Genomic DNA, 25937 nt, shown 5'->3' on the forward strand with positions numbered 1-25937 from the left:
AACAGGTCGTTTATACATCAATAAAGTATATTTTAGAAATATGTTTTAACTTTGAGAAAATTGATGAATAATGATTAAAGCTGTAATTATAGATGATGAACCTAAAGCTGTACAAGGTTTAACTTGGGAATTATCTAACTTTAAAGATGAATTAGAAGTTGTTGCAACATTTACAGAACCCGAAAAAGCAATACCTTATTTAAAATCATCTCAAATAGATTGCCTATTTTTAGACATAGAAATGCCAACTATGGATGGGTTTCAATTTTTAGAAAAGCTAGATAAAAAAGATTTTGCTGTAGTAATTACTACCGCTTATAACGAATACGCAATTACTGCTTTAAAAAAAGAAGCTATAGATTATTTATTAAAGCCTATTGATACGGATGATTTAAGAGAGACTATTTCTAAAATTAAAAAATATATTTCTAAAGGTTTTAACTCTGATAAATTTGAAGAAATTTTATTACAGTTTAACAACAAATTAAATCATAAAAAAATAACAATTAATACTGATGGTAAATTGGTGTTTTTAGAACCAAAAGATATTTTTCATGTTGCTTCAGACGGAAATTATTCTACCTTATATCTTTCTGATAACAAAAAAATTGTAATCACAAAAAAACTCAAAGAAATTGATGAATTACTTCCAACAGATCATTTTTTTAGAATACACAATTCTTACATTATCAATTTAAATAAAATAAAAGAGTTTTTAAAATCTGATGGGTATGTAATTTTAGAAAACAACACTAAAATACCTGTTTCTAGACAGCGAAAATCCGAATTTTTAGAAAAGCTTTAACCCAGAATCATTCGCCTTTTATGGTAAAATTTTTAATCCTTTTTTTTTCGATTATTTTTTCTGTAAATGCACAGAAAAACAAACCTGAATTTACTATACAAATAGATAGCGTTCTTAAAACAAAGCCAATTACATATAAAGGTATTAATAAATTCTTACGTCCTTTTAGAAGAGATACCACCAAACTAAAAGGCTTAATTACAATCTTTAAAGAAAACAATTATTTAGACGGAAAAACCTATGTGGAAAACCTTTTAGGAATTCAATACAGAAACTTTTCTCACTATCAAAAAGCAATTACGATTCATAAACAAGCACTAGAAACTGCCAAAAAAGCTAATAGTATAGAGTTTAAAGTTTTTAGTTTAAATATGTTAGGTGTAGATTACAGAAAAATAGATGCAAACAGAACCGCGTTAGATTATAATTACGAAGCTTTAAAATTAGCAGAAACTGTAGATAATCCAAGTTTAGGATTGCGCAGAAGTATTGCTGTTTCTTTAAACAGTATGGGTAATATTTATTTACTTTTAAAACAATACAGCTTAGCTATAGAGCGGTTTAAGAAATCTCAAGAAATAGAAAGAAGTATAAATAACAAATTGGGGTTGGCTATTAATTACCAAAACATTGGCTATGCAAAAGATGCTCAAGGAAAAACAGAAGAAGCCTTAGATTACTTTAAAAAATCTTTAAACTTAAATAATAAACTTAAAAATACTTACGGACAAATAATTTGTAAAAGTAGTATTGCTAATCTTTACATAAAACAAGGTAAACCTCAAAAAGCCATCAACCTTATTAAAGAAAATATAGAAACAGCAGAAAAAATGGGGAACATAGAATACTTAGCTTATGAGTATTTAAGTTTAGGATGGGCGCAATCTAGATTAAATCAATTTTCTGAGGCAGAAACAAATTTAAATAAAGGATTAAAAATTGCTAAAAAACACAATTTTTCTTCGGCTTTGTCTTATGCTTATAGCCATTTTTCTGAGTTATATCAAAGTAAAAAAGACTATAAAAGTGCTTTAAAATATTATAAGATTTCCGAAAACTTTGAAAACACTATTTCTAACGAAAGAACTATTCAATATGTTAACGATTTAATTATAAAGTACGATAGTGAACGACAAGACAATGAAATAAAAAATCTTGCAAAACAGAACGAAATTACTCAACTAAAGCTTATAAAAAATAGAAATATTTGGATTATTATTATAGTAACCCTAACATTATTTATAGCTGTTTTGTATTTCTTATATAGACAACGTTTATTAAAAAAGGAAAAAAGAATTTTGACATTAGAACAAGATGTTTTGCGTACGCAAATGAATCCACATTTTATTTTTAATGCCTTAAATTCTATTAAGCATTACATCATAAATAACGAACAAAAAAACGCCGTTCATTACTTAAACAAATTCTCTAAACTGGTAAGAAAAATTTTAGAATCTTCAACCTTAAAAGAAGTTTCGTTACAAGAAGAGTTAGAAACCATGGATTTGTATATGAACATAGAAAATATTCGTTTTTCTAATGAAATAAATTTTGAAATAAATGTAGATAATACTTTAGATTTATCTACCATAAATGTACCTCCATTAGTGTTACAACCATTTTTAGAAAATGCTTTATGGCATGGGTTATCCTCTAAAAAAGGTGATAAAAAAATAACTTTATCTGTTTTTAAACCTTCTAAAGATTTTATTGAAATAAATATCGAAGACAATGGAATTGGTAGAAAAGCATCTGCAAAAATAAAATCTAATAAATTTATTAATAGAAAATCTATTGGTATCAAATTAACTAAAGAACGCTTGCATAACTTTATCAAAGATTTTAAAAACCCCTTTTCTTTAGTTTTTAATGATTTAATTAATGACGATAAAACATCTAGGGGAACCAAAGTTGCCTTAAAAATACCTCTAAAATAAAATGGAAATTATTTTTCAAGACTTTTCTATTTGGCTTCAAGGAATGCTTTTTATTTTAATTGCATACCATACAAGCACTTACTTTTTTACAAAAGATAAGAGTTTTGTAGTTTACGCATTTTATTTATTGTTGCTTACTATTTATTTAATTCCTAAAACAAATAGTAAAACCTCAGACTATTTAACCAGTCATTATTCTACTTTTTTTAAAACCTTTAATTGGATTATTCAAATCTGGTTTTGGCTAGTTTATACTTGGTTTTCTTTACTTTTTCTAGATGTAAAAAATAAAAGTAAGAAATGGTTTACTATAATGAAAAACTACATAAAAATTACATTTATAGTAACACTTACCTTCTTTTTAATAGATGTTATCTTTTTAGAAAACACTTATACAGAAAGGTTTTTTATTTATTTTTATACACCAATTTCGCTAAGTGTAGTAAGTGCTTTTCTATATGTAATATACATGTTTAAAAATCCACTCAATAAAATTTATGTTATTGGATTAACCACATACCTAACCTTTTCATTACTTTCTTTATATTTTTCTATAAACAGAGGTTCTTTTATAGAAGAATACATGCTACCCATACACATTTTTATGGTGGGTATTTCTTTAGAAGCGCTTATTTTTTCTGTTGGATTGGGTTATAAATATCATATCTATAGACAAGAAAGAGACAATTATAATCGTCAATTAATAAATGAGCTACAAAAAAATGAGCAACTAAAAGACCAACTAAATCAAAAATTGTCAGAAAAAGTAAAAGATCATAAACTTGCAGAAATAGAAGCTTTGTATGAAAATCAAATAAACGAGTTAAAGCTAACGAGTTTATTAAGTCAAATGAATCCGCATTTTATTTTTAATGCCTTAAATTCTATTAAATTATATATTATAAATAACGAATCTAAAATAGCAGCACATTATTTAAATAAATTCTCGAAATTAATTAGAAAAATTTTAGAAGCATCAACCTCAAAAGAAGTTTCATTACAAGAAGAATTAGAAACAATGGATTTATATATGACTATAGAAAACATTCGTTTTTCTAATGAAATAGATTTTAATATTAGTGTAGATGAAAATATTAATCTTACGGCTATTAAAGTACCTCCATTAATGCTTCAACCTTTTTTAGAAAATGCTCTTTGGCATGGATTATCTTCTAAAAAATCTGATAAAAAAATTATGCTTTCTATTAATAAAAAAGATAAAACACACATTCAAATTACCATAGAAGATAATGGAATTGGCAGAGAAAGATCTGCAAAAATAAAATTAGAAAAATCTATAAAAAGAAAATCTATAGGAATAAGCTTAACAAAAGATAGGCTTACAAATTTTGTAACAACCTTAAAAAATGATTTTTCTATTACTTATGAAGACTTATTTGATAAAAACAAAAAAGCTATAGGAACAAAGGTTATTTTAAAAATTCCTTTATTTTAAATGTTTTTCTGCTACTTTTTCTAATTCATCATACCAATTTTGTCCAAATTTTCTTACTAACGCTTGTTTTACAAATTTGTAAATTGGTACTTGTAGTTCTTTTCCAAGAGAGCAAGCATCATCACAAATTTCCCATTTATGATAATTAACTGCAGAAAACTCACTATAATCTTTTACTCTAATAGGATATAAATGGCAAGAAACTGGTTTTTTCCAATCAATTTCTCCTTGATTATACGCTTCTTCAATGGCACAAAGAGCAGTGTTTTTCTCATCAAAGATTACGTATGCACAATCTGCGCCATTTATTAAAGGCGTTTCTAATTCACCCCATTCACTAGTAACCCAAGTTCCTTCTTTTTCAATGACCTCTATTCCTTCTTTACGTAAAAAAGGTTTTACTTTCGGATAAATGTCTTCCAAGATCTTTGTCTCTTCTTTATCTAGAGGTGCTCCCGCTTCGCCATCTACACAGCAAGCGCCTTTGCAGGCAGATAAATTACAAACAAAATCTTTTTCTATAATATCTTCTGAAACTATTGTTTTTCCTAGTTGAAACATATTGCAAAAATAGGGCATTTTTTTTTTATTATTTTACCTTTTGCTAAAGTTAGTTGACTAATTTTGCAAAATAAAATAGACTACTATGAATTTTAATTTTAAAGAAATTTTTACTGCCTTTATGGTTTTATTTGCAGTAATAGATATTATTGGAAGTATTCCTATTATTATTGATTTACGAAAGAAAGTGGGTCATATTCAATCAGAAAAAGCATCTTTAATTGCAGGTGTTATTATGATTATTTTCTTGTTTTTAGGACAGAGTTTATTAGGGTTAATTGGCATTGATGTAAATTCTTTTGCCGTTGCCGGTTCTTTTATTTTATTTTTTATTGCTTTAGAAATGATTTTAGGAATTACATTATATAAAGACAATGAAGATAGTGGAGCAATTACAGCTTCTGTTTTCCCTCTTGCTTTTCCTTTAATTGCAGGACCAGGAAGTTTGACAACATTACTTTCTTTACGTGCAGAATTTCATATAGAAAACATTATTACTGCGGTTTTATTAAACGTAATATTAATTTATATTGTATTAAAAACATCGTCTAAAATAGAAAGGTTAATTGGACCTAACGGAATACTAATTATTAGAAAAGTATTTGGAGTAATTTTATTAGCCATTGCTGTAAAACTTTTTGCTCATAATATTAAAGCCTTATTTGTTTAATATGAATTTTGATGTTTTAATAATTGGAGGAGGGGTTTCTGCAATGCAATGTGCGTTGGTTTTAGGATCTGCAAAAAACAAATCTTTTGCATCAAACAAAAACATTGGCATAATAATAAATCAAAAATCTTCTCATTTACAAAACGCTCTTTTTAATAACGTTTTAGGTTTATCTCCTAAAACGTTGGGACAAGATATTTTAATTGAAGGAAAAGAACAATTATCAACCTTATATCCACATATTTCTCAAATAGAAAACGAAAAAGTTTGTTCTATTGATGATTGTAAAAGTGGTTATAAAGTAATTACAAATAAAAGTATTTATGAATCTAAAATTGTAATTGTTGCTTTAAATTACTCAAAACCTTTTACAATTGAAGGTTTAAACCATTTTATTGAACCACATCAAAAAGCAAATCCAACAAAAGATAGAATTCAACTTAAGAACAAAGATCATTTTATAAAAAAAGGATTGTATTGTTGCGGAACAATTGCTGGTCATAGAAGTCAATTTGCAATTGCTGCCGGAAGTGGCGCTTCTGTTGCAACAGATATTTTAACACTTTGGAATGATGGAAACCATGTTAAAGTTCATGATAAGGTTTAAATTAGACTGCAGTAACTTATTCAATATCTTTTAAAGTATCTCTTTCCTTCTTCTTTATCAAGAAACTTCAATCACTCTTTTTTTTAGAAGAGACACCTTCTAAAACACAACTATCATTAATCTATTTATTGATATTTTTATAATTATAATCTTATCTAAAACATCTAAAAAGACTCACTATAAAAACTTTTTTTATCCTTAATTACTCAGATTAAGGATTTTACCTATTGAACAAGCTTAAATAGTTATATATGTTTGTAGAGTAATATTAAACTTAATGTTATTATTTATTAACCCCCACTTTTGCAGAAAACAATTTCTATGAAAGTTTTAAATTATTTATTATGAAAAAATTACATTTATTTTTTACACTTGCAATAATCGCTTTTTCAATCCAAGGTCAAGAATTAGCAATGAACACTCCTAGTAATTACTCAAACAATATTACTAGTGAAGCTACAAGCTCCGCAATAGTTCCTTTATTAACAAAAACAACCTACACATATAAGTATCATGGAAATGATGTTTTAGTAATCTTTACAGACAATGAACATATAGAGTACTTTAATAATAAAAAACACTTTATTAAATCTAGTTTGGTATGGACATCTAATGACGAATGTTATATGACTATAGAAGACTCTAATTTACCCAACTTTCCTTTTAGTAATGGTACTAAATTAAACATGAAAATCACAAAAATTAAACGTGGTTATATTTTTTACGAATCGACTTTAGGTGGCAGAAGCTGGACTGGTAAAATGAAAAAACTAAACTAAAATTTAAATACAATTAAAAGTTGTATCTAAATAAGTATTAAAATTCCCCTAAGCTATGAAAAAATTATTTTTACTTATTTGTTGTTTTCTTTTTGTGCTTCCTAGTTACGGACAAAACAACATAGAAATCTCTTTGCAACAAGATGTAAGATTAATTACTGTAGGCGATAAAAAAGGAAATGCACCTTTAACTCTTAATCTTTTATCTAAGATAGAGATCCCTACTTACAAACTTAAAAAAAATTATTTATCAACTTATATCTCTATAGAATATGCTGACTTAGTTAAAAAAAACTACAAGCGTTTTGCTTTAGGTGCAGGATATGTTGTTAAGAGTGTATACAAAAAAATAGGTGTGGCTACTTATATTGATTTTGGAAGAATCTATAGAGAAAAAGATGGTTTTTATAGTTTTAGTATTAGTGGAGAGCTCAATTATAAAATAAATAATCGCTTAAAGCTAATTTTTACACAGCAACTTACACAGAGAAAAGATTTAAAGATGATGTATAGTCATAAAAATGGAAATATAATAAGTGGTTTTTTTGGCCTAAAATATAGCCTTTAGAAAAATTAAGTAAATTGCTTATTGTTTGGCTTTGCCTTCTTAAATATATTTACAGTGTAGTAATCTTAATGTTCTTAGACGATGTTACACACCGACTTAAAGCTTCATTAACACTACTTATAACAGACCGCATCATCTATTAAAAATTCCCCCTAATTTTTTTATAAAAAAAGCTAAACGTTTTAAAACATTTAGCTTTTTTTGTTTTTATATCCTTAGATAATATCTAAAATAGAATTGTTTAATTATACTTTTTTTATTGCTTCTACCAATTTATTAAAGTCTTTAGCTTTATCAAAAAAGGCTTCGGCTCCGTATTTTAAACATGTTTTTTTAAGCTCTGTACTCATAGAAAAAACAAAAACTTTTGTTTTTATTTGTCTTTCTTTAAGTACCTTTAATAACTCTATACCATATCCGTCTGGTAATTTTATATCGAGTATTATTAATTCAAAATTAGTATCATCTAATAAAGAAATTGCTTCTTTTAAAGATTCTGTTTGTTGAATTTCTCCAACACTACGAGTATCTTTAATGGCATCAAATATATTATTTCGAACAAAAGAGTTGTCCTCTAGTATTAATAAGTTATTCAAAATTGAATTTAAGATAAAAGGTTAAATCATTGTGTAAATAATACCTAAAGGTAAGTATTTTCCGCCTACACATAGGTAAGCAAAATGCTTATATAAACCTTATAAATCTAATGATGTTAGTCCTTTTTGAATTGCATATTTTGTTAACTCAGAAATGGTATAGAGGTCTATTTTTTTCATAATATTATTTCTATGAACATCTATCGTTTTTGAGCTTAAAAATAGAATTTCACCAATTTCTTTAGACGAATTACCTTCTGAAATTAATTGTAATACTTCTTTTTCTCTAGCGCTCAACTCTACTTCTTCTATTGTTTCTCCATTTTTAAGTAAAGACAAAAATTCTTGATCAATATCTTTTGATAGGTATTTTTTATTTTGCATTACTGTAGAGATTGCATCAATCATTTCATCTGAATCTCCATCTTTTAATAAATAACCAAAAGCACCTGCATTAAACATTCCTTGAATAAATTGTTTTGTAGAATGCATAGAAACACCTATTATTTTTATACCTGGTTGATTTTTTATAATCTGTCTTGCTGCCTCTATACCATTTAAACCTGGCATTGCAACATCTAGAACAACAACATCTGGTTGTAATTTTAAACATGTTTTTATAGCTTCTCTCCCATCGGAAGCTTCACCAATTATTTGCATGTTTGACTTTTGTTCTATAATATTTCTTAAACCATCCCTAAGTAACTTATGATCATCTACTAATACTATTTTAATTTCCATTAGATAACTCTTTTAGATAAAGGTATAAAAAAACTTACCGTTGTTCCTATATTCTTTTTTGATTTTATATTAAACTCCCCTTGTATATTTTTAATACGTTCTTGAACTGTAAAAAGACCAAAACCAGACCCCGAACCAGAACGGATGTTATTATATAATTTAGAAGTGTCAAACCCTGCGCCATTATCTCTAACAAAAAGATTTACTCCAAGAGTATTTTTATCAACCTCTAAAGTTATTAAAGATGCTTTAGCATATTTAATCGTATTATTTATTACTTCTTGTATACTTCTATATAATAAAATTGATTCTATGTCGCTTAGTTTGATATAATCTACATTACTAGTAAGTTGACATTTAATTTTATGAATGGTTTCTATCTCCTCTAAAAGCCAGCCTAAAGCATCTATAATACCCAATTGATATAATATTGGAGGAGAAAGTTCGTAAGTAATTTTTCTACTATTTTCTAAGGCAGTAGAAATGTGTGTTTCAATAAATTTTAAATCTTCTTCAGTTCCTTTTAATTGCGGATTTTTTTTCAACTCATTAATTTTCATTTTAGAAATAACTAAAGACTGACTTAGATGATCGTGTATATTTGAAGCAATTTCTTTTTTTTGTTTTTCTTCAATCAAGGTAATTTCAGTAGTTAATTTCTGAAGAGATGTTTGATATTCTTCAATTTCTTTTTTTACAATTACAGATTGACTAATATCTCTTGCTGATGAAACAAAATGACTAATCTCTTTGTTTTTATAAACAGGTGACGCTAAAAACTCTAACCAAACATAATGTCCTTTTTTATGAAGAACTCTACAAGAAAAGGTTTCTATAAATACTCCTTTAAGAGCTCGCTTTTTCAAAATTTCTTTTAATTCATCTACATCTTCTTTATGAACAATACTTAAGGCTTTTTCACCTTGAAGTTCTGCTTGTTGATATCCTAATAGTGTTTCTACTGAAGGGCTAATATATTTAAAAGTACTATCGGGTTTATGCAAACAAATTAAGTCATTAGAATTGTCTGTTAATATACGATACATCTCATCTGCCTTTTGAATTTTAAGACTTATTTTCTTTTCTTCAGTTATATCTTGTGCGGTTCCATAACAACCAATGACTTTATGATCTTTATCTTTAATAACCCTACCTCTTGATCTTATATGTTTTATAGAACCATTAGTAGTATATATGTCTAACTCTATATTATAAGGAGTTTGATCTTGAATACAATTATTAACAGAATCATTCATTAAAACAAAACTTTCTTCAGTATATAGTAATTTATGTTCAGAGTAATTTGGTGCTCCTAATTCATACTTACGTTCAAAAATGTTAAATAATTCTTTAGACCACGTAACCTTATCTGTTGCAAGAATATATTCCCAACTTCCCAAATGAGATAATTGTTGTGCTTCGTTTAAAGCATTGTTTAACTTAAATAATTTTTCATTTTGAGCATCTAATTTATTTTGTCTTGTTTTTTGTAAAGTTATATCTTGAAAAACACCTATTATACTTGTTATTTTCCCTTCACTATTGGTTAATGGATAGCCAATGGCATTAATCCAAAGTTTTTGATTTTGTACATTCTTAAATCTTAAAACAAGGTCAAATTTTTTATTTTCTGCAATACTTTCTTCAATCGCTTGTGCAATAATTTTATCAGAACCATCTACATAAAAACTGATACACTCATCAAGAGGAGGAACTTCTCCTACTGGAATACCATGTATTTCAAAAACCTGTTCTGACCAACGTATTTTTTGTGATGCCAACTCAATTTCCCAGGCGCCAACTTTAGCCAATCTTCCAGATTCATTTAACAAAAACTCACTTCTTTTGATTTCAGATTGACTTCTTTTTAAGTTGTTCTCTACAAATTTTTGTTGAGTAATGTCATTCATCACTATTAATGCCCCTAATTTATTTCCTGTTGAATCAGAAAAAGAAGTACCATTACAAACAACAATTCTTGGTTTTTTGTTTTTTGCTTTAATTACAATTTCAACATTAGCAACCTTTTTATCATTAAAAGCTTGCACTAAAGGTATTTCATGGTTTTCAAGTAACGTTTCTCCGTCTTCTTTGTACAAACCATAATTTTCTGCCCATTTTTTTTGAGAAATATTTAAAGCATCTATACCGTGCCATTCTTTAGCTACTTTATTAAATAAAACCAATTTACCATTAGCATCACATGCAATGATTCCTGCAGGTTGATTTTCTGTCATTGCAGTTATAAACTTGCTTTGAGATCTTAACATTTTTAAAGATTCTCTTTGGGCGTATTCTGCATCTCTTATACTTTGTATACTCTGTATACTAATAGGAACTGTTTTCTGTTCAATTTCTGTTTGAGGAATAGGAATGGAAACTACTGCCGCAAATTCATCTCCTTTTAGGGTTTTATAATTTACTTCAGATATAAATATTTTTTCATTATTCCATATTGCTTCTATAAATTTTCCAAATACTTTGTTTGCACCTTTTCCAAATGTGTCTTGTATATTTTCTATAAACTCTTGACTACTATTAACTTTAAACAATTTTAAAGTAGCTTTATTTACCTTTACTATTTTTACTTTATTTAGTATAGTTAATAATACTTGAGGGTTTTGATTAAAGTAAAGTTCAAGATTAGGTATCTTAAGTTTTTTAAGTTCTAAAATTTGTTTAAAAGCCAAACTTAAATCTTCATTTAAAATAGAAACCGTAGCATTATCAAATAGTTTTTTATAATTTTCTGATACTATTAAATTTTTTTGTTCAATGAGTTTTTGTTGTGTAATATCTTGCGAAACACCTCTTCTACCAATAATCTCATTTTTATCATTAAAGATGCCCTCACCAATGTTTAATATCCAACGTTTTTCTTTTTTGGCATTAATCATTTGTAATTCAATCTCAAAACGAACCCCTTTAGAGGCAAGCATTGCGGTTGCTTCAACCAGTTTTTCTCTAGATTCTTTATTAAAAAAATTAAGGATTTCTTCAATTTTTGGCACACCTTCTTCTGGATTAGTACCATAAATTTTATGAAGAGAATCAGACCAACTAATGGTATCGGTTTGTTTATCGTACCCCCAGTAGCCTATACTTGCCATTCTACTGGCTTCTTTTAATAAATATTCATTTTCTTTTACCAACTCTAAAGAGGCTTCTAATTTATTTTTAGAATGTTCTAATTCTAATTGCCCTTTTTTAGAAGCAGTAATATCTTGGGTAATACCTCTTCTGCCAACAATTTTATTTTTTTCATTATATACAGGTGCCGCTATATTTCTTACCCAAACCTCTTCGTTTTTTAAATTGATTATTCTTAACTCTAGGTCATAAGGAATTCCTTTATTGTCAAGTTCTACAGTTGCTTTTGCCATTTTATTTTGAGAATCTTCATCAAATAAAACAACGATTTCATTTCTTGGGGGCACTGGTTTTTTAGGATCAAATCCAAAAAAATGATAAAGATAATCTGACCAGATAAACGTATCTGTTGCAATATCATATTGATGATACCCTATTTTAGCCGTTTTACTAGCTTCATTCTTAGAATACTCACTTGTCTCTAGAAGATCTAAAGTAGTTTGAATTTCTTGCTTAGAAAGCTCTAATTCTTGTTGTGCTTTTTTAGAGTTTACAATATTTTGCAGAATTCCTCTTTTGCCAACAATTTCTTTTTTTTCGTTATATATGGGTTGTGCAACATTTCGCACCCATATCACTTCGTTTTTAAGATTTATCCATTTTAACTCAATATCATAATGAACACCTTTCGTTTTAAGATCTAAAGTTGCTTGTATTAATTTATCTTGAGAATCTTTATCAAAGTATCTAAAAATCTCTTCTTCTTTTGGAATTCCATCTTTGGGGTGTAAACCAAAAATATGATATATATAATCCGACCATACAACAACATCTGTTACAAGGTCATGTTCCCAATATCCAATTTTAGCTATTTTACTAGCTTCATTCTTGGAAAACTCACTGCTCTCAAACAACTCTAAAGAAGTTTCAAGTTTTTTGTTGGCTAAAACTCTTTGAGTAACATCTCTAGCGATAGTAACAAAATAGCTAATTTCTTTTCCCGTATATACAGGAGATGATAAAAATTCTAGCCAAATATAATGTCCGTTTTTATGACGAACTCTAAAAGGAATAGCTTCTTTAGCAATACCTTTACTAAATAATTTATTATTCAATGTGTCTTTTAGAGATAGTACATCATCCTTATGAACAATACTAAAAATAAATTTACCTATAAACTCCGATTGCTCATAACCCAATAGTTTTTTTATTGTAGGACTTATATATTTAAATGAACTATCTGGTTCTTGTAAAAAGATTAAATCTTTAGAATGGTCTGTTAAAATTTGATACATCTCTGCATTTTTTTGAATCACTTTTTCTGCAGATTCAAACTTCTGTTTATAAGTTAAAGGCTGAAATACATCTTTGATGTTAAAAATAAATGTTAATGGTTCTCTTGAATCAAATAATATTAAGTAAGAATAGAGAAGAATACTGTAAAAAATTGTAAAAACTCCTTTTGAGATAAGCCCTGATATTAAAATTGATTCTAAATTTTCTAAATTCCAAAAAACTATGGTTGTAAAAATTAATGTATCAAAAATTATAACAATTAACATTGTTATAAAAATTTGCAAGAATAAGAATCGTATTCTTTTAGCTATATATTCAAATAAGATAATAATTAAAAAGGCATCTATAAACAATAAAATTGTGTTCACAAATAATCCCCACGAATTAATATTAAAAAGCCTTTGTGGTAACTTTACCTGAGCAGCTGTTGATAAATTATTAAAATGCCAGTTTAATGTCTCTAAAAGAACCGACATTACGATGTTTACAATAAACAAAGCGTAAATTGTTTTTTTTGTTTCAGTAGTATCATCCTTTATATATACCATTAGTAAAACAAAAAGAGTTGCCGTAAAATAGACAGCAGAAGAAGGAGATACTAAAAAATTATCTGTAATTGAAATAGAAACAGCACTATATAAAGAAACCTGAACAAATTGAAATAAGCCAAGACAGGCAAACATAACTCCAATACCTAACTGCTTACGAAAATGGAATAATAAAAGCATTACTAAGGCAACCAAAGTACCCTGCATAAACAAGATTGCTATCTGACTATAATTCATAATTTTATGATTAATTAGATATCAGTGATCAATTAGCATCTTAGCAAACTTATATATCATATTAAATATCTTAAAGACTAAGATAGGTATAATTTTTTAGTGCCTTTTTTAGTTTACTAATATATCTAAGAGTTAAGAAAAAACTCAACAAGATTTTTCTGAAAAAATAAATGTAAATTTATTTATGACTTCGTTTGTGAAGTAATATTAATTATTAGAATCTATAAACCAATAAATCCAGCATAAAGCTGGATTTATTTATTATTTAAATGCAAAGTATAAGTTACTCTACGGTAACAGATTTTGCTAAATTTCTTGGTTGATCTACATTTTTACCTAACATAACTGCAATATGATAAGACAATAATTGAAAAGGAATTGTAGTTAACAAAGGAGATAATGCTTCTTCGGTTTCAGGGATCTCAATTACATGATCTGCAATTTCCTTTACTTGTGTATCGCCTTCTGTAACAATGGCAATAATTTTTCCTGCTCTAGATTTTATTTCTTGAATATTACTAACTACTTTTTCGTAATGTCCTTTATTTGTTGCAATTACAAAAATAGGCATGTTTTCATCAATTAAAGCAATTGGTCCATGTTTCATTTCTGCAGCAGGATAACCTTCTGCATGAATATAAGAAATCTCTTTTAATTTTAAAGCACCTTCTAAAGCCACAGGGAAATTAAACCCTCTACCCAAATACAAACAGTTTGGTGCGTCTTTATAAACAGCAGCAATCTCTTTTACTTTATCGTCAATTTTTAATAAATCTTCTACCTTCTTAGGAATCATTTGCATTTCTTGTAAAAATGCTCTGAGTTTTGGTTTAGAAATTTCACCTTTTTTAGAAGCTAGTTTTAAAGCAATTAATGTTAAAACGGTAATTTGTGTTGTAAAAGCTTTTGTAGATGCAACTCCTATTTCTGGTCCTGCATGCGTATAAGCTCCTGCATCTGTTTCTCTAGCAATAGAAGACCCTACAACGTTACAAATACCAAAAACAAATGCTCCTTTTGATTTTGCTAATTTTATTGCTGCTAATGTATCTGCAGTTTCACCAGATTGTGAAATTGCAATAACAACATCTTTTGAAGTAATTATTGGATTTCTATATCTAAATTCTGATGCATATTCTACCTCAACAGGAATTCGTGCCTTGTCTTCAATAAGGTATTCTCCCACTAAACCAGCATGCCAAGAAGTACCACAAGCAACAATAATAATTCTCTCTGCATTTAAGAATTTATTCATGTTATCATCAATACCAGCCATTCTTATAATTCCCTCATCTGCTAGCATTCTACCACGATAAGTATCAATAATTGCTTTTGGCTGTTCATGAATCTCTTTCAACATAAAGTGATCATAACCTCCTTTTTCAATTTGATCTAAACTCATCTTTAACTTATGAACATCAGCATCAACTAAAGAGTCATCATTTATTTTACGAACATTTACTCCTTTACCTAATTTTATGATTGCCATTTCTTCATCTTCCAAATAAATAGCATCTTTAGTGTATTCTATAAAAGGAGAAGCATCAGAAGCAACAAAAAACTCTGTATTGTCTTTACCAACTCCAATTGCAATTGGACTTCCTAAACGAGCAACAACAATTTCATTTGGCTTTGTTTTATCAAATACTGCAATTGCATAAGCTCCAATTACATTATTTAAAGCCAATTGAACTGCTTTACCTAATTTACAACCTTCTTGTTTTTTTACTTCTTCAATAAGATTTATTAAAACTTCTGTATCGGTATCACTATGAAAAGTATAGCCTCTAGAAATTAATTCTTTTCTTAAAGTGTCATAATTTTCTATAATACCATTATGAACAATTACCAAATCTCCCGATTGAGAAACATGTGGGTGAGAATTAACATCATTTGGAACTCCGTGGGTTGCCCAACGCGTATGACCAATTCCTATATTTCCTTTTTTTCTTTTTTCTTCTTTATTTGAAATAACCTCTAAATCAGAAACTTTTCCTTTGGTTTTAGAAAGGTGTATGTTGTTTCCATCAAACATCATAACACCAGCACTATCATAACCCCGGTATTCTAATCTTTTTAGTCCATTAATTACTATTGGATAGGCCTCTCTATAACCTATGTAACCTGTAATTCCACACATAACATTTTTTTTTATTAATTAATCCTTTTTCTCTGAATATGAAATCTTTAATTGTGCTTTCTTATCTCCATTAACAGCAGAATTATTAAAAAGTGTTACTGCTTTAGGGTTCCAACTATAATTTGTAAAGATAGAATCTGATACAGGGTAATCTGAAACATTTAATACTTTTAATTTTAAGGTAGGAGAATAATTAGTTTCTCCACTTAATAAATCAGAAATATAATCTGTAATTTTAAAAGTATATTTTTCTTTTTTACCATTACCATCTCTTACCAAGCGTCCGTTAAAAGCATCTGTTCCTTCAGAATAAACATCTTTTATTTGACTTGCTGTTGGATTAATACCAGTATCATCATACTTATACAAATACAATGCATATGGCGCTGCTGTAGTATCAGCAGACTGATTAATGTAAAAAGTTAAAGAAGCATCATTTACTAATAAGTTTTTAGTTCTTAATTCTTCTATTTTATCTGCAATTCCGTTTCCATCATTATCTGGTCCAAAAAGATCTATTTTTGCTTCACTACCAGCTGTACCTTGTAAAATAATTTCATTATTTACAGGGTAAACTTTGTCTTCCATTTTAAAATTATTTGACCTGAGCCCTAATAAAGGAAAGCTATGGTTTTTACTTATAGTGTCTATAACAATTGTTCCTGACTTTAAAACAGTGTTAGTATAATACACCTCAATAGAAGGATTTAAACTTGTATTAGAAGTATTTCCAAAACTAAATGAAATCAAAGACCCTTCATTTCCTGTTGCCTCAAGAATTAAGCCTCTAAAATAATCATTAAAAGCATCTTGAGAAGCAAACTCGTTAGAGTCATATTTATCTAAAAATAACGCTTTTATTACATCTTCTTTTAAAGGAATTCTAGCAAAAGGAAGAGGAGTACTGTTTGTTGTAGAAGCAACATACTTAACAGTATCTTTAGTATATTCTACATCATTACTCAATCTTCTTTTAATAACAATTAAAGTATCATTTTTGTTTGGTTTAAACTGTAAGTTTAACTCACTATTTAACTCACTTCCTGTTTTTTGAAAAACACTATTAGAATAGTATTTATTTAATTTTGAAGGATCTGTAGGGTCTAAACTATTTAAATAAGTATCTGTTTGATACACGTTTAAAGTAAAACTTTTAGTTTGATCTCCAATAATTGAATCTAATTTAAATTCTGGCCCTGTAGATGTTGTTTCTTCTAAAGTAGCATGATATGGTAATTTGATAAAAACAGTATCTATAGTTGTTACCACAGTTGTATCTGCACCGTAATTGCTGTTTTCTTCATCTATTAATTTTATTCCTACAGAGATTGCAACTTGAGAAATAATAGAAGCTTCTACTTTCTCATATTCTGGGCTAGCATAAACCCCTAATAAATATTCTCCAGGTTCTCTAGAAATATTGTCGGATTGAACCTTTTCTAAAGGACTATTTTCTACTTTGATGTCAATCAATTCTTGACCAATATCAAACTTAGTGTTGCTAATAACTTCTGTACCAATATTTGTAAAGTCTTCTTCGCAAGAAATAACTGCAGAAAATAAAGACACTAAAACACCTAGGTATAAACTCTTTCTAATAATTCTTTTCACAATAAAATTAATTAATCAACTGATAATAAATCAGCATAAAAATTTAAATAAGATTCTTTTAAGTTTTCTAATTGATATTCTAAAACAGGCATTTCTTTTTCTTTTATAAAAGATTCTAATTCTTCAGAAATTGTTTCACTTCCATGAATAATTGCATCAGAATTTTCGATAGCACTTTTTAAAATATTAGTATGGCTTGGTGTTTCTATAGTTGCTAGTTTTTTTCCCTCTCCCATATCAAACTTAACTTTATTAGCAAGCTCAGTATCCAAGGTACCTTCAAAACTATTATTATACAAAGACGTTACAATTTTACTTTCTGTAAATAATGGTTCTTCTTTGTAAAACTCTTTAAGGTAAAGAGGTAATAAAGATGCCAACCATCCATGAACGTGGATAATATCTGGCGCCCAATTTAATTTTTTTACAGTTTCTATAACTCCTTTTGCAAAGAAAATTGCACGCTCGTCATTATCTGAAAACAACTGATCATCTTCATCTGTAAAAACAGCTTTTCTTTTAAAGTATTCTTCATTATCTATAAAATAGACCTGCATTCTTTCTTTAGGAATAGATGCTACTTTTATAATTAGCGGCATATCTACATCATTTACAACTAAGTTCATTCCAGATAAACGAATAACCTCGTGTAATTGATGTCTTCTCTCGTTAATTACGCCATATCTTGGCATAAAAATACGTGTTTGTACCCCTTTAGAATGTGCGTTTTTGGCTGCATTAAATGCCGTAGAAGAAAGTTCAGTTTCCGGTAGATAAGGAACCACTTCAGACGACACAAATAAAATTCTCTTGTCCTTCATTAAATCAAACTCTTTTATAAGATGCGCAAAAGTACAAATTATTATGCTAATATCGTGTTAAAATGGTAAGTTTGCAGACTTTGCTTAATTTTTTAGAATGAAAATTTTTAATAAAAAAACCGATTTAAAAGATTATTTATCCAATTTAAAATTGATGAATAAAACTATTGGTTTTGTACCAACAATGGGAGCTTTACACCAAGGTCATTTGTCTTTAATCAATAAAGCCAAACAAAAAAACGACATTGTTGTGGTAAGTATTTTTGTAAATCCAACTCAGTTTGACAATACAGAAGATTTAGAAAAATATCCTAAAACATTAGAAAACGATACAAAATTATTAGAGTCTGTTTCTTGTGATGTGCTATTTTATCCTTCTGTAAAAGAAATTTATGCTAAAAATATTATTTCAGAAAAGTTTAATTTTGATGGATTAGAGAATCAAATGGAAGGAAAATTTAGAGATGGTCATTTTAACGGAGTAGGTACAATTGTAAAGACACTCTTTGAAATTGTTACACCAAACAAAGCTTATTTTGGACAAAAAGATTTTCAGCAACTACAAATCATCAAAAAAATGGTCAAAAAAAACCAATTATCTGTAAAGATAAAAGGGTGTCCAATTTTTAGAGAAAAAGATGGTTTGGCTATGAGCTCTAGAAATACTAGGTTGTCTAAAGAACATAGAGATGCAGCTCCTTTTATTTATAAAACATTAAAAAAAGTTTATGCTAAATTTGGCACAGAAAGTGCTACTAAACTTACTGAATGGGTAGAGGATCAGTTTAAAAAACATCCTTTATTAGATTTAGAGTACTTTACAATTGCTGATGAAAAAACATTAAAAACCATAAAAAGCAAAGAATCTAATAAGAAATACAGAGCTTTTATTGCTGTATTTGCAGGAGACATCAGATTGATTGATAACATACATTTAAAAAATTAGTAATCAAAAAAAACAGTATTTTTGCAACATGTTAGTACAAGTAGTAAAATCAAAAATCCACCGTGTAAAAGTTACAGGTGCCGATTTAAATTATATAGGAAGCATTACCATTGACGAAGATTTAATGGATGCTGCCAACATTATTGAAGGGGAACGTGTTCAAATTGTAAATAACAATAATGGAGAGCGTTTAGAAACCTATGCAATTCCTGGGCCTCGTAAAAGTGGAGAAATTACATTAAACGGAGCAGCCGCAAGAAGAGTTGCTGTAAATGATGTTTTAATTTTAATTGTTTATGCTTTTATGGAACTAGAAGAAGCTAAAGTATTTAAGCCTGCTTTAGTATTTCCTAACGAAAAAGACAATACACTTACCTAGTTTTGAATATTAAAAAGATTTTAAAAATTATATTACCTCTCGTTTTGGGAGGTTTTTTAGTTTGGTATTCTATCTCCAAAATCTCAATAGATGTTTTAATTGGCTACTTTAAAGAAGCCAAATACGGTTGGATTTGTTTAGGTTTATTTTTCGGAATTTTAAGCCACTTATCTAGAGCATATAGATGGAAGTTTATGTTAGAACCTTTAGGTTTTAAGCCAAAATTCACAAACAGTGTTTTAGCTGTTTTAATAGGCTATTTAGTAAACTTAGCATTACCAAGAGCTGGAGAAATCTCTAGAGCTACCGTAATGGCCAATTACGAAGAAATTCCATTCGAAAAAGGTTTTGGAACCATTGTAGCTGAAAGAATTGCAGATTTAATAATGATGCTTTCTATTGTAGCAATTACACTTTTTGTACAGTTCGATTTTATTTATGAATTGCTCACAAAAAATTTCGACCCAACAAAAATAATCATCGGTTTAGCCATTTTAACTATTGGTTTCTTTATTTTTTCTTCCTTTGTTAAAAAAGCAAAAACAGGATTTTTACTAAAAATTAAAACCTTTGTTTCTGGCTTAATTGAAGGCGTTACCAGTATCTTTAAAATGAAAAATAAATGGGCGTTTATTTTTCATACCGTATTTATTTGGGCAATGTATGTAGCCATGTTTTGGGCAACCATTCCTGCTATTGAAGGATTACACGTTCCTTTTGGCGGAATTTTAATTGGTTTTATTGCTGGTGGATTTTCTATCGCTGCAACAAATGGAGGTATTGGTTTGTATCCAATTGCTGTGGCAGGAGCATTGGCTTTGTTCGATATCCCTACAGAACCCGCAACTGCTTTTGGTTGGATTATGTGGGCTGCACAAACAGCAATGATTATTGTTTTTGGTGGTTTGGCATTTTTATTCTTACCCATTTATAATAAAAATAAATAATTTTTTGGGCGTTACCACAAAGGTCGCGCTTTACGTTATATCTTTTTGCAAAAAAGCAAAAAGGATGCCACTTCAATCGCTAACGCAACTGTTTGCTAGCTTTTAGAAAATCTTTTTTTATTATTATTTTTTAAAAGTTACATGCTTATAAACTTTGTAACTTTGTTTTTCTAAAACTTTGTAACTTTTTTAAAAAAATGGCTAAAACCAAAACAACTTTTTTCTGTCAGAATTGTGGAACCCAACATGCAAAATGGGTAGGACAATGCAGTGCTTGTAAAGAATGGAATACCATTGTAGAAGAAGTAATACAAAAAGAAGAAAAACGCGTTTGGAAACAATCTACAACTGCAAAACAAACTATAAACAAACCTTTAAAAGTTGCTGAAATTCAGTTAAACCCAGAAGAAAGAATTGTTACCAACAACAACGAATTAGACACGGTTTTAGGTGGCGGATTGGTAAAAGGATCTGTTACACTTTTAGGCGGTGAACCAGGAATTGGAAAATCGACTTTATTATTACAAGTTGCGTTAAATATCAGCCAGAAAGTATTGTATGTTTCTGGTGAAGAAAGTCAATCTCAAATAAAAATGAGAGCAGAAAGATTAGAGGCCAACAACTCTAATTGCTTAATTCTTACAGAAACAAACACACAAAATATTTTCAAAAACATTGAAGAAACCGAACCAGAAGTTTTAGTTATAGATTCTATACAAACATTATACACAAGCTCCATAGAAGCTTCTCCTGGAAGCATTTCTCAAATTAGAGAAACGGCTGCAGAGCTCATAAAATATGCCAAAGAAACCGCTACTCCTGTTTTGTTAATTGGCCATATCAATAAAGATGGAAATATAGCTGGACCCAAAATTTTAGAACACATGGTAGATGTTGTTTTACAATTTGAAGGAGACAGAAACCACACCTACAGAATTTTAAGAAGTCAAAAAAATAGATTTGGTTCTACCTCTGAATTAGGAATTTACGAGATGCTTTCTAGCGGATTAAGAGAAATCTCTAATCCGTCTGAAATTTTAATTTCTAAAAAAGATGCAGATTTAAGCGGAACTGCAATTGCAAGTACCTTGGAAGGAATTAGACCTTTAATGATAGAAATACAAGCCTTGGTTTCTACTGCTGTTTATGGAACTCCTCAGCGTTCTACAACCGGTTATAATTTAAAACGCTTACACATGATTTTGGCGGTTTTAGAAAAAAGAGCTGGCTTTAAATTAGGCGCTAAAGATGTGTTTTTAAATATTACTGGAGGTATTAATGTAGATGATCCTGCAATTGATTTGGCGGTTGTTGCAGCCATCTTATCATCTAACAAAGATGTTGCAATTAACCCTAATGTTTGTTTTGCTGCAGAGGTTGGTTTAGCTGGAGAAATTAGACCTGTTTCCAAAATAGATCAACGAATTACAGAAGCAGAAAAATTAGGGTATAAAACTTTAGTGGCTTCTAAATACAATAAAATTACTTCCAAAAACCACGGAATAAGATTGGTTTTAGTCGGTAAAATTGAAGAGGCATTTGCCACTTTATTTGCTTAAGACAATTGCATTTTTAAATAAAAAAAACCGAACATTTCTGATCGGTTTTTATAGTGTGTATCTGAATTAAATTCAAAATAACTTATTTTTTATTTACTACTTTAATATACTTCTCTAAAGCCATTGTCATAGAAGGTGTTTCTGGTGTCGGTGCATGTATATCACATTTAAAACCGGCATCTTCAACAGCTTTTATAGTAGAATTTCCAAAGGCTGCAATTCTAGTTTTATTTTGTTTAAAGTCTGGAAAATTTTTCAATAAAGATTCAATTCCAGAAGGGCTAAAAAACACTAAAACATCATAAAAAACATCTTCTAAATCAGATAAATCACTGACGACTGTTCTGTACAAATCTACTCTCGTCCAATCTATTCCTAATTTATTTAATTCCTCAGGAATTAAGGGTTTTAATTTGTCTGAAGAAGGCAATAAAAACTTTTCAGTTTTGTGCTTTTTAATCAATTTAGTTAAATCTGGAAACGTTCTTTGTCCTACATAAATTTTACGTTTTCTATACACAACATATTTTTGCAGATAATAGGCAACTGCTTCAGACTGACAAAAATATTTCATTGCATCTGGCACTTTAAAACGCATTTCTTCAGCAATCCTAAAAAAATGATCTACAGCATTTCTACTTGTTAATATAATTGCAGTAAAATTAGCTAAATCTATTTTTTGACCTCTAACTTCTTTTACAGAAATTCCTTCTACATGAATAAAAGATCTAAAATCTATTTTTACTTTTTGTTTTTCGGATAAATCAAAATAAGGTGAAGTTTCTGTCTTAGGGGCAGGCTGCGAAACTAAAATCGTTTTCACTTTCATATACGCTTTTGTTTTTAAAATTTAAAGCATCAATTTAAACAGTATAAATAGCGGTGCTATTTCGAAGGCGCAAAGGTACAAAATAAAATAAAACAACTTGCTAAAAATCAGCTTTTTGTTATTTACAATCTGTATTAGAAAACGCAGCACAAACAAAAAGCATGTGAAATAATACAAATAGGTTGGTTTTAGACCCGTATATTCAAATAAAACATATGCTATAAAAAGCATCAAAGAAACTGTATAAAAATAGGTGGATTTTGAAATTAAAAAAAAACGAACCTCTTCTTTAATTAAAAACAAAGCAGCCAAAACGTTTTCTAAAACCCATTTTATTAAAAAATAAAGAAACAAAATCAATAATATAGCCCAATACTGTATAATTTCTTGAGGATTTGTAGGGTCTTGGTATTGTAAAAAATTAGTTACAACAAGTGCTAAAACCGCTACTGAAAATATAAAAATTATACCATAAAAAGTTTTAAAAAAACTCATGTTTTCTTCAACCTCTTTTTCTACAAAAGCTTTGTTAAAAAAAGAAAACGCAAAACCTTTTAACTTGTCAGCATTTAATCCTTTTAATAAAAAAACAATAGTAAACAAAGCCATTAAAACAATGGTTATCCCATTATTAAAGTTTTCAATTCTTTCTATCCCTTGCAAGTATTTTGATTTAATAATATTAACACAAAATTAGTAATTAATTACTGTATATTTGTCTTTATCTCTACTGAAAATTAATTTATGTCAGACGCTTTAGTCATAATCCCTACTTATAACGAAAAAGAAAACATTGAAGCTATTATTAGAGCTACTTTTAACCAGAAAAAAGAGTTTGATATTTTAGTAGTTGATGACAACTCTCCTGATGGAACTTCCGAAATTGTAGAGCGTTTAATTACAGAGTTTCCCAATCAACTTTTTATAGAAAAAAGAAAAGGTAAAAACGGATTAGGAACTGCTTATATTCATGGTTTTAAATGGGCTTTATCAAAAAAATATGAATACATTATTGAAATGGATGCAGATTTCTCTCACAATCCAAAAGATTTAATTCGTTTATATAATGCTTGTACAAAAAATAATGCCGATGTTTCTATTGGTTCTAGATATGTTAACAATCAAGTAAATGTGGTAAATTGGGATATAAAACGATTATTACTTTCTTATTTCGCTTCAAAATACGTTAGGTTTATAACAAGAATTCCTGTTTTTGATACCACTGCTGGTTTTGTTTGTTGGAATAGAAAAGTATTAGAAACTATAAAGCTTGATAAAATAAAGTTTGTAGGTTATGCTTTTCAAATTGAAATGAAATTTAAAGCTTGGAAACACAAATTTAATATAAAAGAGGTTTCTGTAGTTTTTACAGATCGGGATTTAGGAACTTCTAAAATGAGTGGTAATATTGTTTCGGAAGCACTTTTTGGAGTGATAAAAATGAGATTAAAAGGATTGCCAAAATAAAAAGATATAATGAGTTCTTATTTAATAAAAAACGCTAAAATTGTAAATGAAAACACCATTTTTTTAGGTGATGTTTTGGTTGAAAACGAAATTATAAAAGAAATTTCATCAGAAATAAAAGCTACCGAAAACGTAGAAATTATTGATGCTAATGGCAAATATTTGATTCCTGGTTTTATAGATGACCAAGTTCATTTTAGAGAACCTGGCTTAACACATAAAGCAAATATTGCAACAGAAAGTAGAGCTGCCGTTGCTGGTGGAATTACAACTTTTATAGAAATGCCAAACACGGTACCACAGGCAACAACTCAAAATTTATTAGAAGATAAATTTAAAATTGCAGCTAACGATTCGTATGCAAACTATTCTTTTATGTTTGGTGGAACAAATGATAATTTAGAAGAATTATTAAAAACAGATCCTAAAAAAGTTGCCGGAATTAAATTGTTCTTAGGTTCATCTACTGGAAATATGTTAGTTGATAATGAAGAAATTTTAGAAAAAATATTTTCATCCACAAAAATGATTATTTCTGTACATTGTGAAGATGAGGCAACCATCAGAAAAAACACAGAAGAATTTAAAGCAAAATATGGTGATGATATTCCTGTAAAATACCATCCAATTATTAGAAGCGAAGAAGCGTGTTATTTATCTTCTTCTAAAGCAATAAAATTAGCTAAAAAAACAGGTGCAAGATTGCATATTTTTCATGTGTCAACAGCTAAAGAAACCGCATTATTTAGAAACGATATTCCTTTAAAAGACAAACAAATTACTGCAGAAGTTTGTATTCATCATTTGTGGTTTTCTGATAAAGATTATGAAGAAAAAGGAACTCATATAAAATGGAATCCTGCTGTAAAAACAGAAAAAGACCGATTGGGTTTATGGAAAGCGCTTTTAGATGATAGAATTGATGTACTAGCAACAGACCATGCGCCTCATACTTTAGAGGAAAAAACAAACGTATACACAAAAGCACCAAGTGGTGGGCCTTTGGTACAACATGCTGTAACAGCAATTCTAGAAAAAGTAAAAGAAGGAGTAATTTCAATTGAAAAAGCGGTAGAAAAAATGAGCCATAATCCGGCAATATTATTTCAAATTGAAAAACGTGGTTTTATTAAAGAAGGTTATTTTGCGGATTTAGTATTAATAGACACCAACAAGCCCCAAACTGTTTCTAAAGATACTATTTTATACAAATGTGGTTGGTCTCCTTTTGAAGGAACCACTTTTTCATCAACCGTAACACAGACATTTGTTAATGGAAATTTAATATATAATAATGGCCTTTTTAACGATAAAATAAAAGGTAAAAGACTAACATTTAATAGATAA

General features: G+C 28.5%; 22 protein-coding genes. 13 read left to right on the plus strand and 9 right to left on the minus strand.

The window, feature by feature from the left end:
* The first annotated feature begins 70 nt into the window (after nt 1–70).
* Genes MC378_RS09330 through MC378_RS09340 form a run of 3 tightly spaced genes read left to right on the plus strand, consistent with a single transcriptional unit; the run spans nt 71 to nt 4198 of the window.
* A complete protein-coding gene (locus MC378_RS09330) occupies nt 71–805 on the plus strand; it encodes a LytR/AlgR family response regulator transcription factor (RefSeq protein WP_242178493.1) in 735 nt (244 codons plus the stop codon).
* A gap of 20 nt (nt 806–825) precedes the next feature.
* On the plus strand, nt 826–2742 hold the full coding sequence (locus MC378_RS09335; protein WP_242178494.1) for a tetratricopeptide repeat protein: 1917 nt from the start codon (nt 826–828) through the stop codon (nt 2740–2742).
* A 1-nt stretch (nt 2743) separates the two neighbouring features.
* Nucleotides 2744–4198, plus strand: a complete 1455-nt coding sequence (locus MC378_RS09340; protein ID WP_242178495.1) for a sensor histidine kinase — start codon at nt 2744–2746, stop codon at nt 4196–4198.
* Here MC378_RS09340 and MC378_RS09345 read toward each other — a convergent pair.
* Nucleotides 4190–4759: a DUF3109 family protein gene (locus tag MC378_RS09345; protein WP_242178648.1), complete on the minus strand. Its 570-nt coding sequence runs from the start codon at nt 4757–4759 to the stop codon at nt 4190–4192. The two genes, MC378_RS09340 and MC378_RS09345, sit on opposite strands and share 9 nt — an antisense overlap.
* Nucleotides 4760–4844: 85 nt before the next feature.
* On the opposite strand from MC378_RS09345, the gene MC378_RS09350 reads away from it, so the two are divergent.
* From MC378_RS09350 to MC378_RS09365, 4 genes are all read left to right on the plus strand, one after another.
* Complete coding sequence (locus MC378_RS09350) at nt 4845–5429, plus strand: MarC family protein (protein ID WP_242178496.1); 585 nt, start codon at nt 4845–4847, stop codon at nt 5427–5429.
* A gap of 1 nt (nt 5430) precedes the next feature.
* Complete coding sequence (locus MC378_RS09355) at nt 5431–6036, plus strand: NAD(P)/FAD-dependent oxidoreductase (protein ID WP_242178497.1); 606 nt, start codon at nt 5431–5433, stop codon at nt 6034–6036.
* Nucleotides 6037–6380: 344 nt separating this feature from the next.
* Entirely contained in the window at nt 6381–6815 is a 435-nt protein-coding gene (locus MC378_RS09360) for a hypothetical protein (protein WP_242178498.1), read from the plus strand.
* Between the two features lie 55 nt (nt 6816–6870).
* Nucleotides 6871–7383 (plus strand): hypothetical protein, encoded by a 513-nt coding sequence (locus MC378_RS09365; protein ID WP_242178499.1) that lies wholly within the window; start codon nt 6871–6873, stop codon nt 7381–7383.
* A gap of 245 nt (nt 7384–7628) precedes the next feature.
* Here the strand turns inward: MC378_RS09365 and MC378_RS09370 are convergent, their stop codons facing one another.
* The 6 genes from MC378_RS09370 to MC378_RS09395 all read right to left on the minus strand — a co-directional run bounded on the left by MC378_RS09370 (nt 7629) and on the right by MC378_RS09395 (nt 18463).
* Nucleotides 7629–7979, minus strand: a complete 351-nt coding sequence (locus MC378_RS09370; protein ID WP_242178500.1) for a response regulator — start codon at nt 7977–7979, stop codon at nt 7629–7631.
* A gap of 99 nt (nt 7980–8078) precedes the next feature.
* Nucleotides 8079–8720, minus strand: a complete 642-nt coding sequence (locus tag MC378_RS09375) for a response regulator (RefSeq protein WP_242178501.1) — start codon at nt 8718–8720, stop codon at nt 8079–8081.
* Nucleotides 8720–13891, minus strand: a complete 5172-nt coding sequence (locus tag MC378_RS09380; protein ID WP_242178502.1) for a PAS domain-containing protein — start codon at nt 13889–13891, stop codon at nt 8720–8722. The genes MC378_RS09375 and MC378_RS09380 overlap by 1 nt, the downstream gene beginning before the upstream one ends.
* 283 nt (nt 13892–14174) lie before the next feature.
* On the minus strand, nt 14175–16031 hold the full coding sequence (gene glmS / locus MC378_RS09385; protein ID WP_242178503.1) for a glutamine--fructose-6-phosphate transaminase (isomerizing): 1857 nt from the start codon (nt 16029–16031) through the stop codon (nt 14175–14177).
* Nucleotides 16032–16049: 18 nt separating this feature from the next.
* The gene (locus tag MC378_RS09390; protein ID WP_242178504.1) at nt 16050–17642 is read right to left on the minus strand and encodes a DUF4270 domain-containing protein; all 1593 of its coding nucleotides are present in this window, start codon (nt 17640–17642) and stop codon (nt 16050–16052) included.
* Nucleotides 17643–17653: 11 nt separating this feature from the next.
* Nucleotides 17654–18463, minus strand: coding sequence for a glycogen/starch synthase (locus MC378_RS09395; protein ID WP_242178505.1), 810 nt, complete (start codon nt 18461–18463; stop codon nt 17654–17656).
* A gap of 97 nt (nt 18464–18560) precedes the next feature.
* Here MC378_RS09395 and panC point away from each other — a divergent pair, with 97 nt between their 5' ends.
* From panC to radA, 4 genes are all read left to right on the plus strand, one after another.
* On the plus strand, nt 18561–19409 hold the full coding sequence (gene panC, locus MC378_RS09400) for a pantoate--beta-alanine ligase (RefSeq protein ID WP_242178506.1): 849 nt from the start codon (nt 18561–18563) through the stop codon (nt 19407–19409).
* Nucleotides 19410–19437: 28 nt separating this feature from the next.
* Nucleotides 19438–19788: an aspartate 1-decarboxylase gene (gene panD / locus MC378_RS09405; protein WP_242178507.1), complete on the plus strand. Its 351-nt coding sequence runs from the start codon at nt 19438–19440 to the stop codon at nt 19786–19788.
* A gap of 2 nt (nt 19789–19790) precedes the next feature.
* Nucleotides 19791–20735 carry a lysylphosphatidylglycerol synthase transmembrane domain-containing protein gene (locus MC378_RS09410; protein WP_242178508.1) on the plus strand — a complete coding sequence of 315 codons (945 nt, stop codon included), beginning with the start codon at nt 19791–19793 and terminating at the stop codon, nt 20733–20735.
* A gap of 197 nt (nt 20736–20932) precedes the next feature.
* Nucleotides 20933–22294 carry a DNA repair protein RadA gene (radA, locus tag MC378_RS09415; RefSeq protein WP_242178509.1) on the plus strand — a complete coding sequence of 454 codons (1362 nt, stop codon included), beginning with the start codon at nt 20933–20935 and terminating at the stop codon, nt 22292–22294.
* Between the two features lie 82 nt (nt 22295–22376).
* On the opposite strand, the gene MC378_RS09420 is transcribed toward radA, so the two are convergent.
* Together MC378_RS09420 and MC378_RS09425 are read right to left on the minus strand one after the other, a co-directional pair.
* On the minus strand, nt 22377–23123 hold the full coding sequence (locus MC378_RS09420; RefSeq protein ID WP_242178510.1) for a uroporphyrinogen-III synthase: 747 nt from the start codon (nt 23121–23123) through the stop codon (nt 22377–22379).
* Nucleotides 23124–23144: 21 nt separating this feature from the next.
* Nucleotides 23145–23786, minus strand: a complete 642-nt coding sequence (locus tag MC378_RS09425; RefSeq protein ID WP_242178511.1) for a DUF4271 domain-containing protein — start codon at nt 23784–23786, stop codon at nt 23145–23147.
* An 81-nt stretch (nt 23787–23867) separates the two neighbouring features.
* On the opposite strand from MC378_RS09425, the gene MC378_RS09430 reads away from it, so the two are divergent.
* Nucleotides 23868–24590, plus strand: coding sequence for a polyprenol monophosphomannose synthase (locus tag MC378_RS09430; protein WP_242178512.1), 723 nt, complete (start codon nt 23868–23870; stop codon nt 24588–24590).
* 9 nt (nt 24591–24599) lie between these two features.
* Nucleotides 24600–25937, plus strand: a complete 1338-nt coding sequence (locus tag MC378_RS09435) for a dihydroorotase (RefSeq protein WP_242178513.1) — start codon at nt 24600–24602, stop codon at nt 25935–25937.

The sequence above is a fragment of the Polaribacter marinus genome (genome assembly GCF_022662535.1).
GTDB classification, from domain to species: domain Bacteria; phylum Bacteroidota; class Bacteroidia; order Flavobacteriales; family Flavobacteriaceae; genus Polaribacter; species Polaribacter marinus.

Bases quoted from the DNA above. Each gene is read 5' to 3' on its own strand.
- MC378_RS09330 (WP_242178493.1), top strand. From the start codon at position 71: ATGATTAAAGCTGTAATTATAGATGATGAACCTAAAGCTGTACAAGGT.
- MC378_RS09335 (WP_242178494.1), top strand. From the start codon at position 826: ATGGTAAAATTTTTAATCCTTTTTTTTTCGATTATTTTTTCTGTAAAT.
- MC378_RS09340 (WP_242178495.1), top strand. From the start codon at position 2,744: ATGGAAATTATTTTTCAAGACTTTTCTATTTGGCTTCAAGGAATGCTT.
- MC378_RS09345 (WP_242178648.1), bottom strand. From the start codon at position 4,759: ATGTTTCAACTAGGAAAAACAATAGTTTCAGAAGATATTATAGAAAAA.
- MC378_RS09350 (WP_242178496.1), top strand. From the start codon at position 4,845: ATGAATTTTAATTTTAAAGAAATTTTTACTGCCTTTATGGTTTTATTT.
- MC378_RS09355 (WP_242178497.1), top strand. From the start codon at position 5,431: ATGAATTTTGATGTTTTAATAATTGGAGGAGGGGTTTCTGCAATGCAA.
- MC378_RS09360 (WP_242178498.1), top strand. From the start codon at position 6,381: ATGAAAAAATTACATTTATTTTTTACACTTGCAATAATCGCTTTTTCA.
- MC378_RS09365 (WP_242178499.1), top strand. From the start codon at position 6,871: ATGAAAAAATTATTTTTACTTATTTGTTGTTTTCTTTTTGTGCTTCCT.
- MC378_RS09375 (WP_242178501.1), bottom strand. From the start codon at position 8,720: ATGGAAATTAAAATAGTATTAGTAGATGATCATAAGTTACTTAGGGAT.
- MC378_RS09380 (WP_242178502.1), bottom strand. From the start codon at position 13,891: ATGAATTATAGTCAGATAGCAATCTTGTTTATGCAGGGTACTTTGGTT.
- glmS (WP_242178503.1), bottom strand. From the start codon at position 16,031: ATGTGTGGAATTACAGGTTACATAGGTTATAGAGAGGCCTATCCAATA.
- MC378_RS09395 (WP_242178505.1), bottom strand. From the start codon at position 18,463: ATGAAGGACAAGAGAATTTTATTTGTGTCGTCTGAAGTGGTTCCTTAT.
- panC (WP_242178506.1), top strand. From the start codon at position 18,561: ATGAAAATTTTTAATAAAAAAACCGATTTAAAAGATTATTTATCCAAT.
- panD (WP_242178507.1), top strand. From the start codon at position 19,438: ATGTTAGTACAAGTAGTAAAATCAAAAATCCACCGTGTAAAAGTTACA.
- radA (WP_242178509.1), top strand. From the start codon at position 20,933: ATGGCTAAAACCAAAACAACTTTTTTCTGTCAGAATTGTGGAACCCAA.
- MC378_RS09420 (WP_242178510.1), bottom strand. From the start codon at position 23,123: ATGAAAGTGAAAACGATTTTAGTTTCGCAGCCTGCCCCTAAGACAGAA.
- MC378_RS09430 (WP_242178512.1), top strand. From the start codon at position 23,868: ATGTCAGACGCTTTAGTCATAATCCCTACTTATAACGAAAAAGAAAAC.
- MC378_RS09435 (WP_242178513.1), top strand. From the start codon at position 24,600: ATGAGTTCTTATTTAATAAAAAACGCTAAAATTGTAAATGAAAACACC.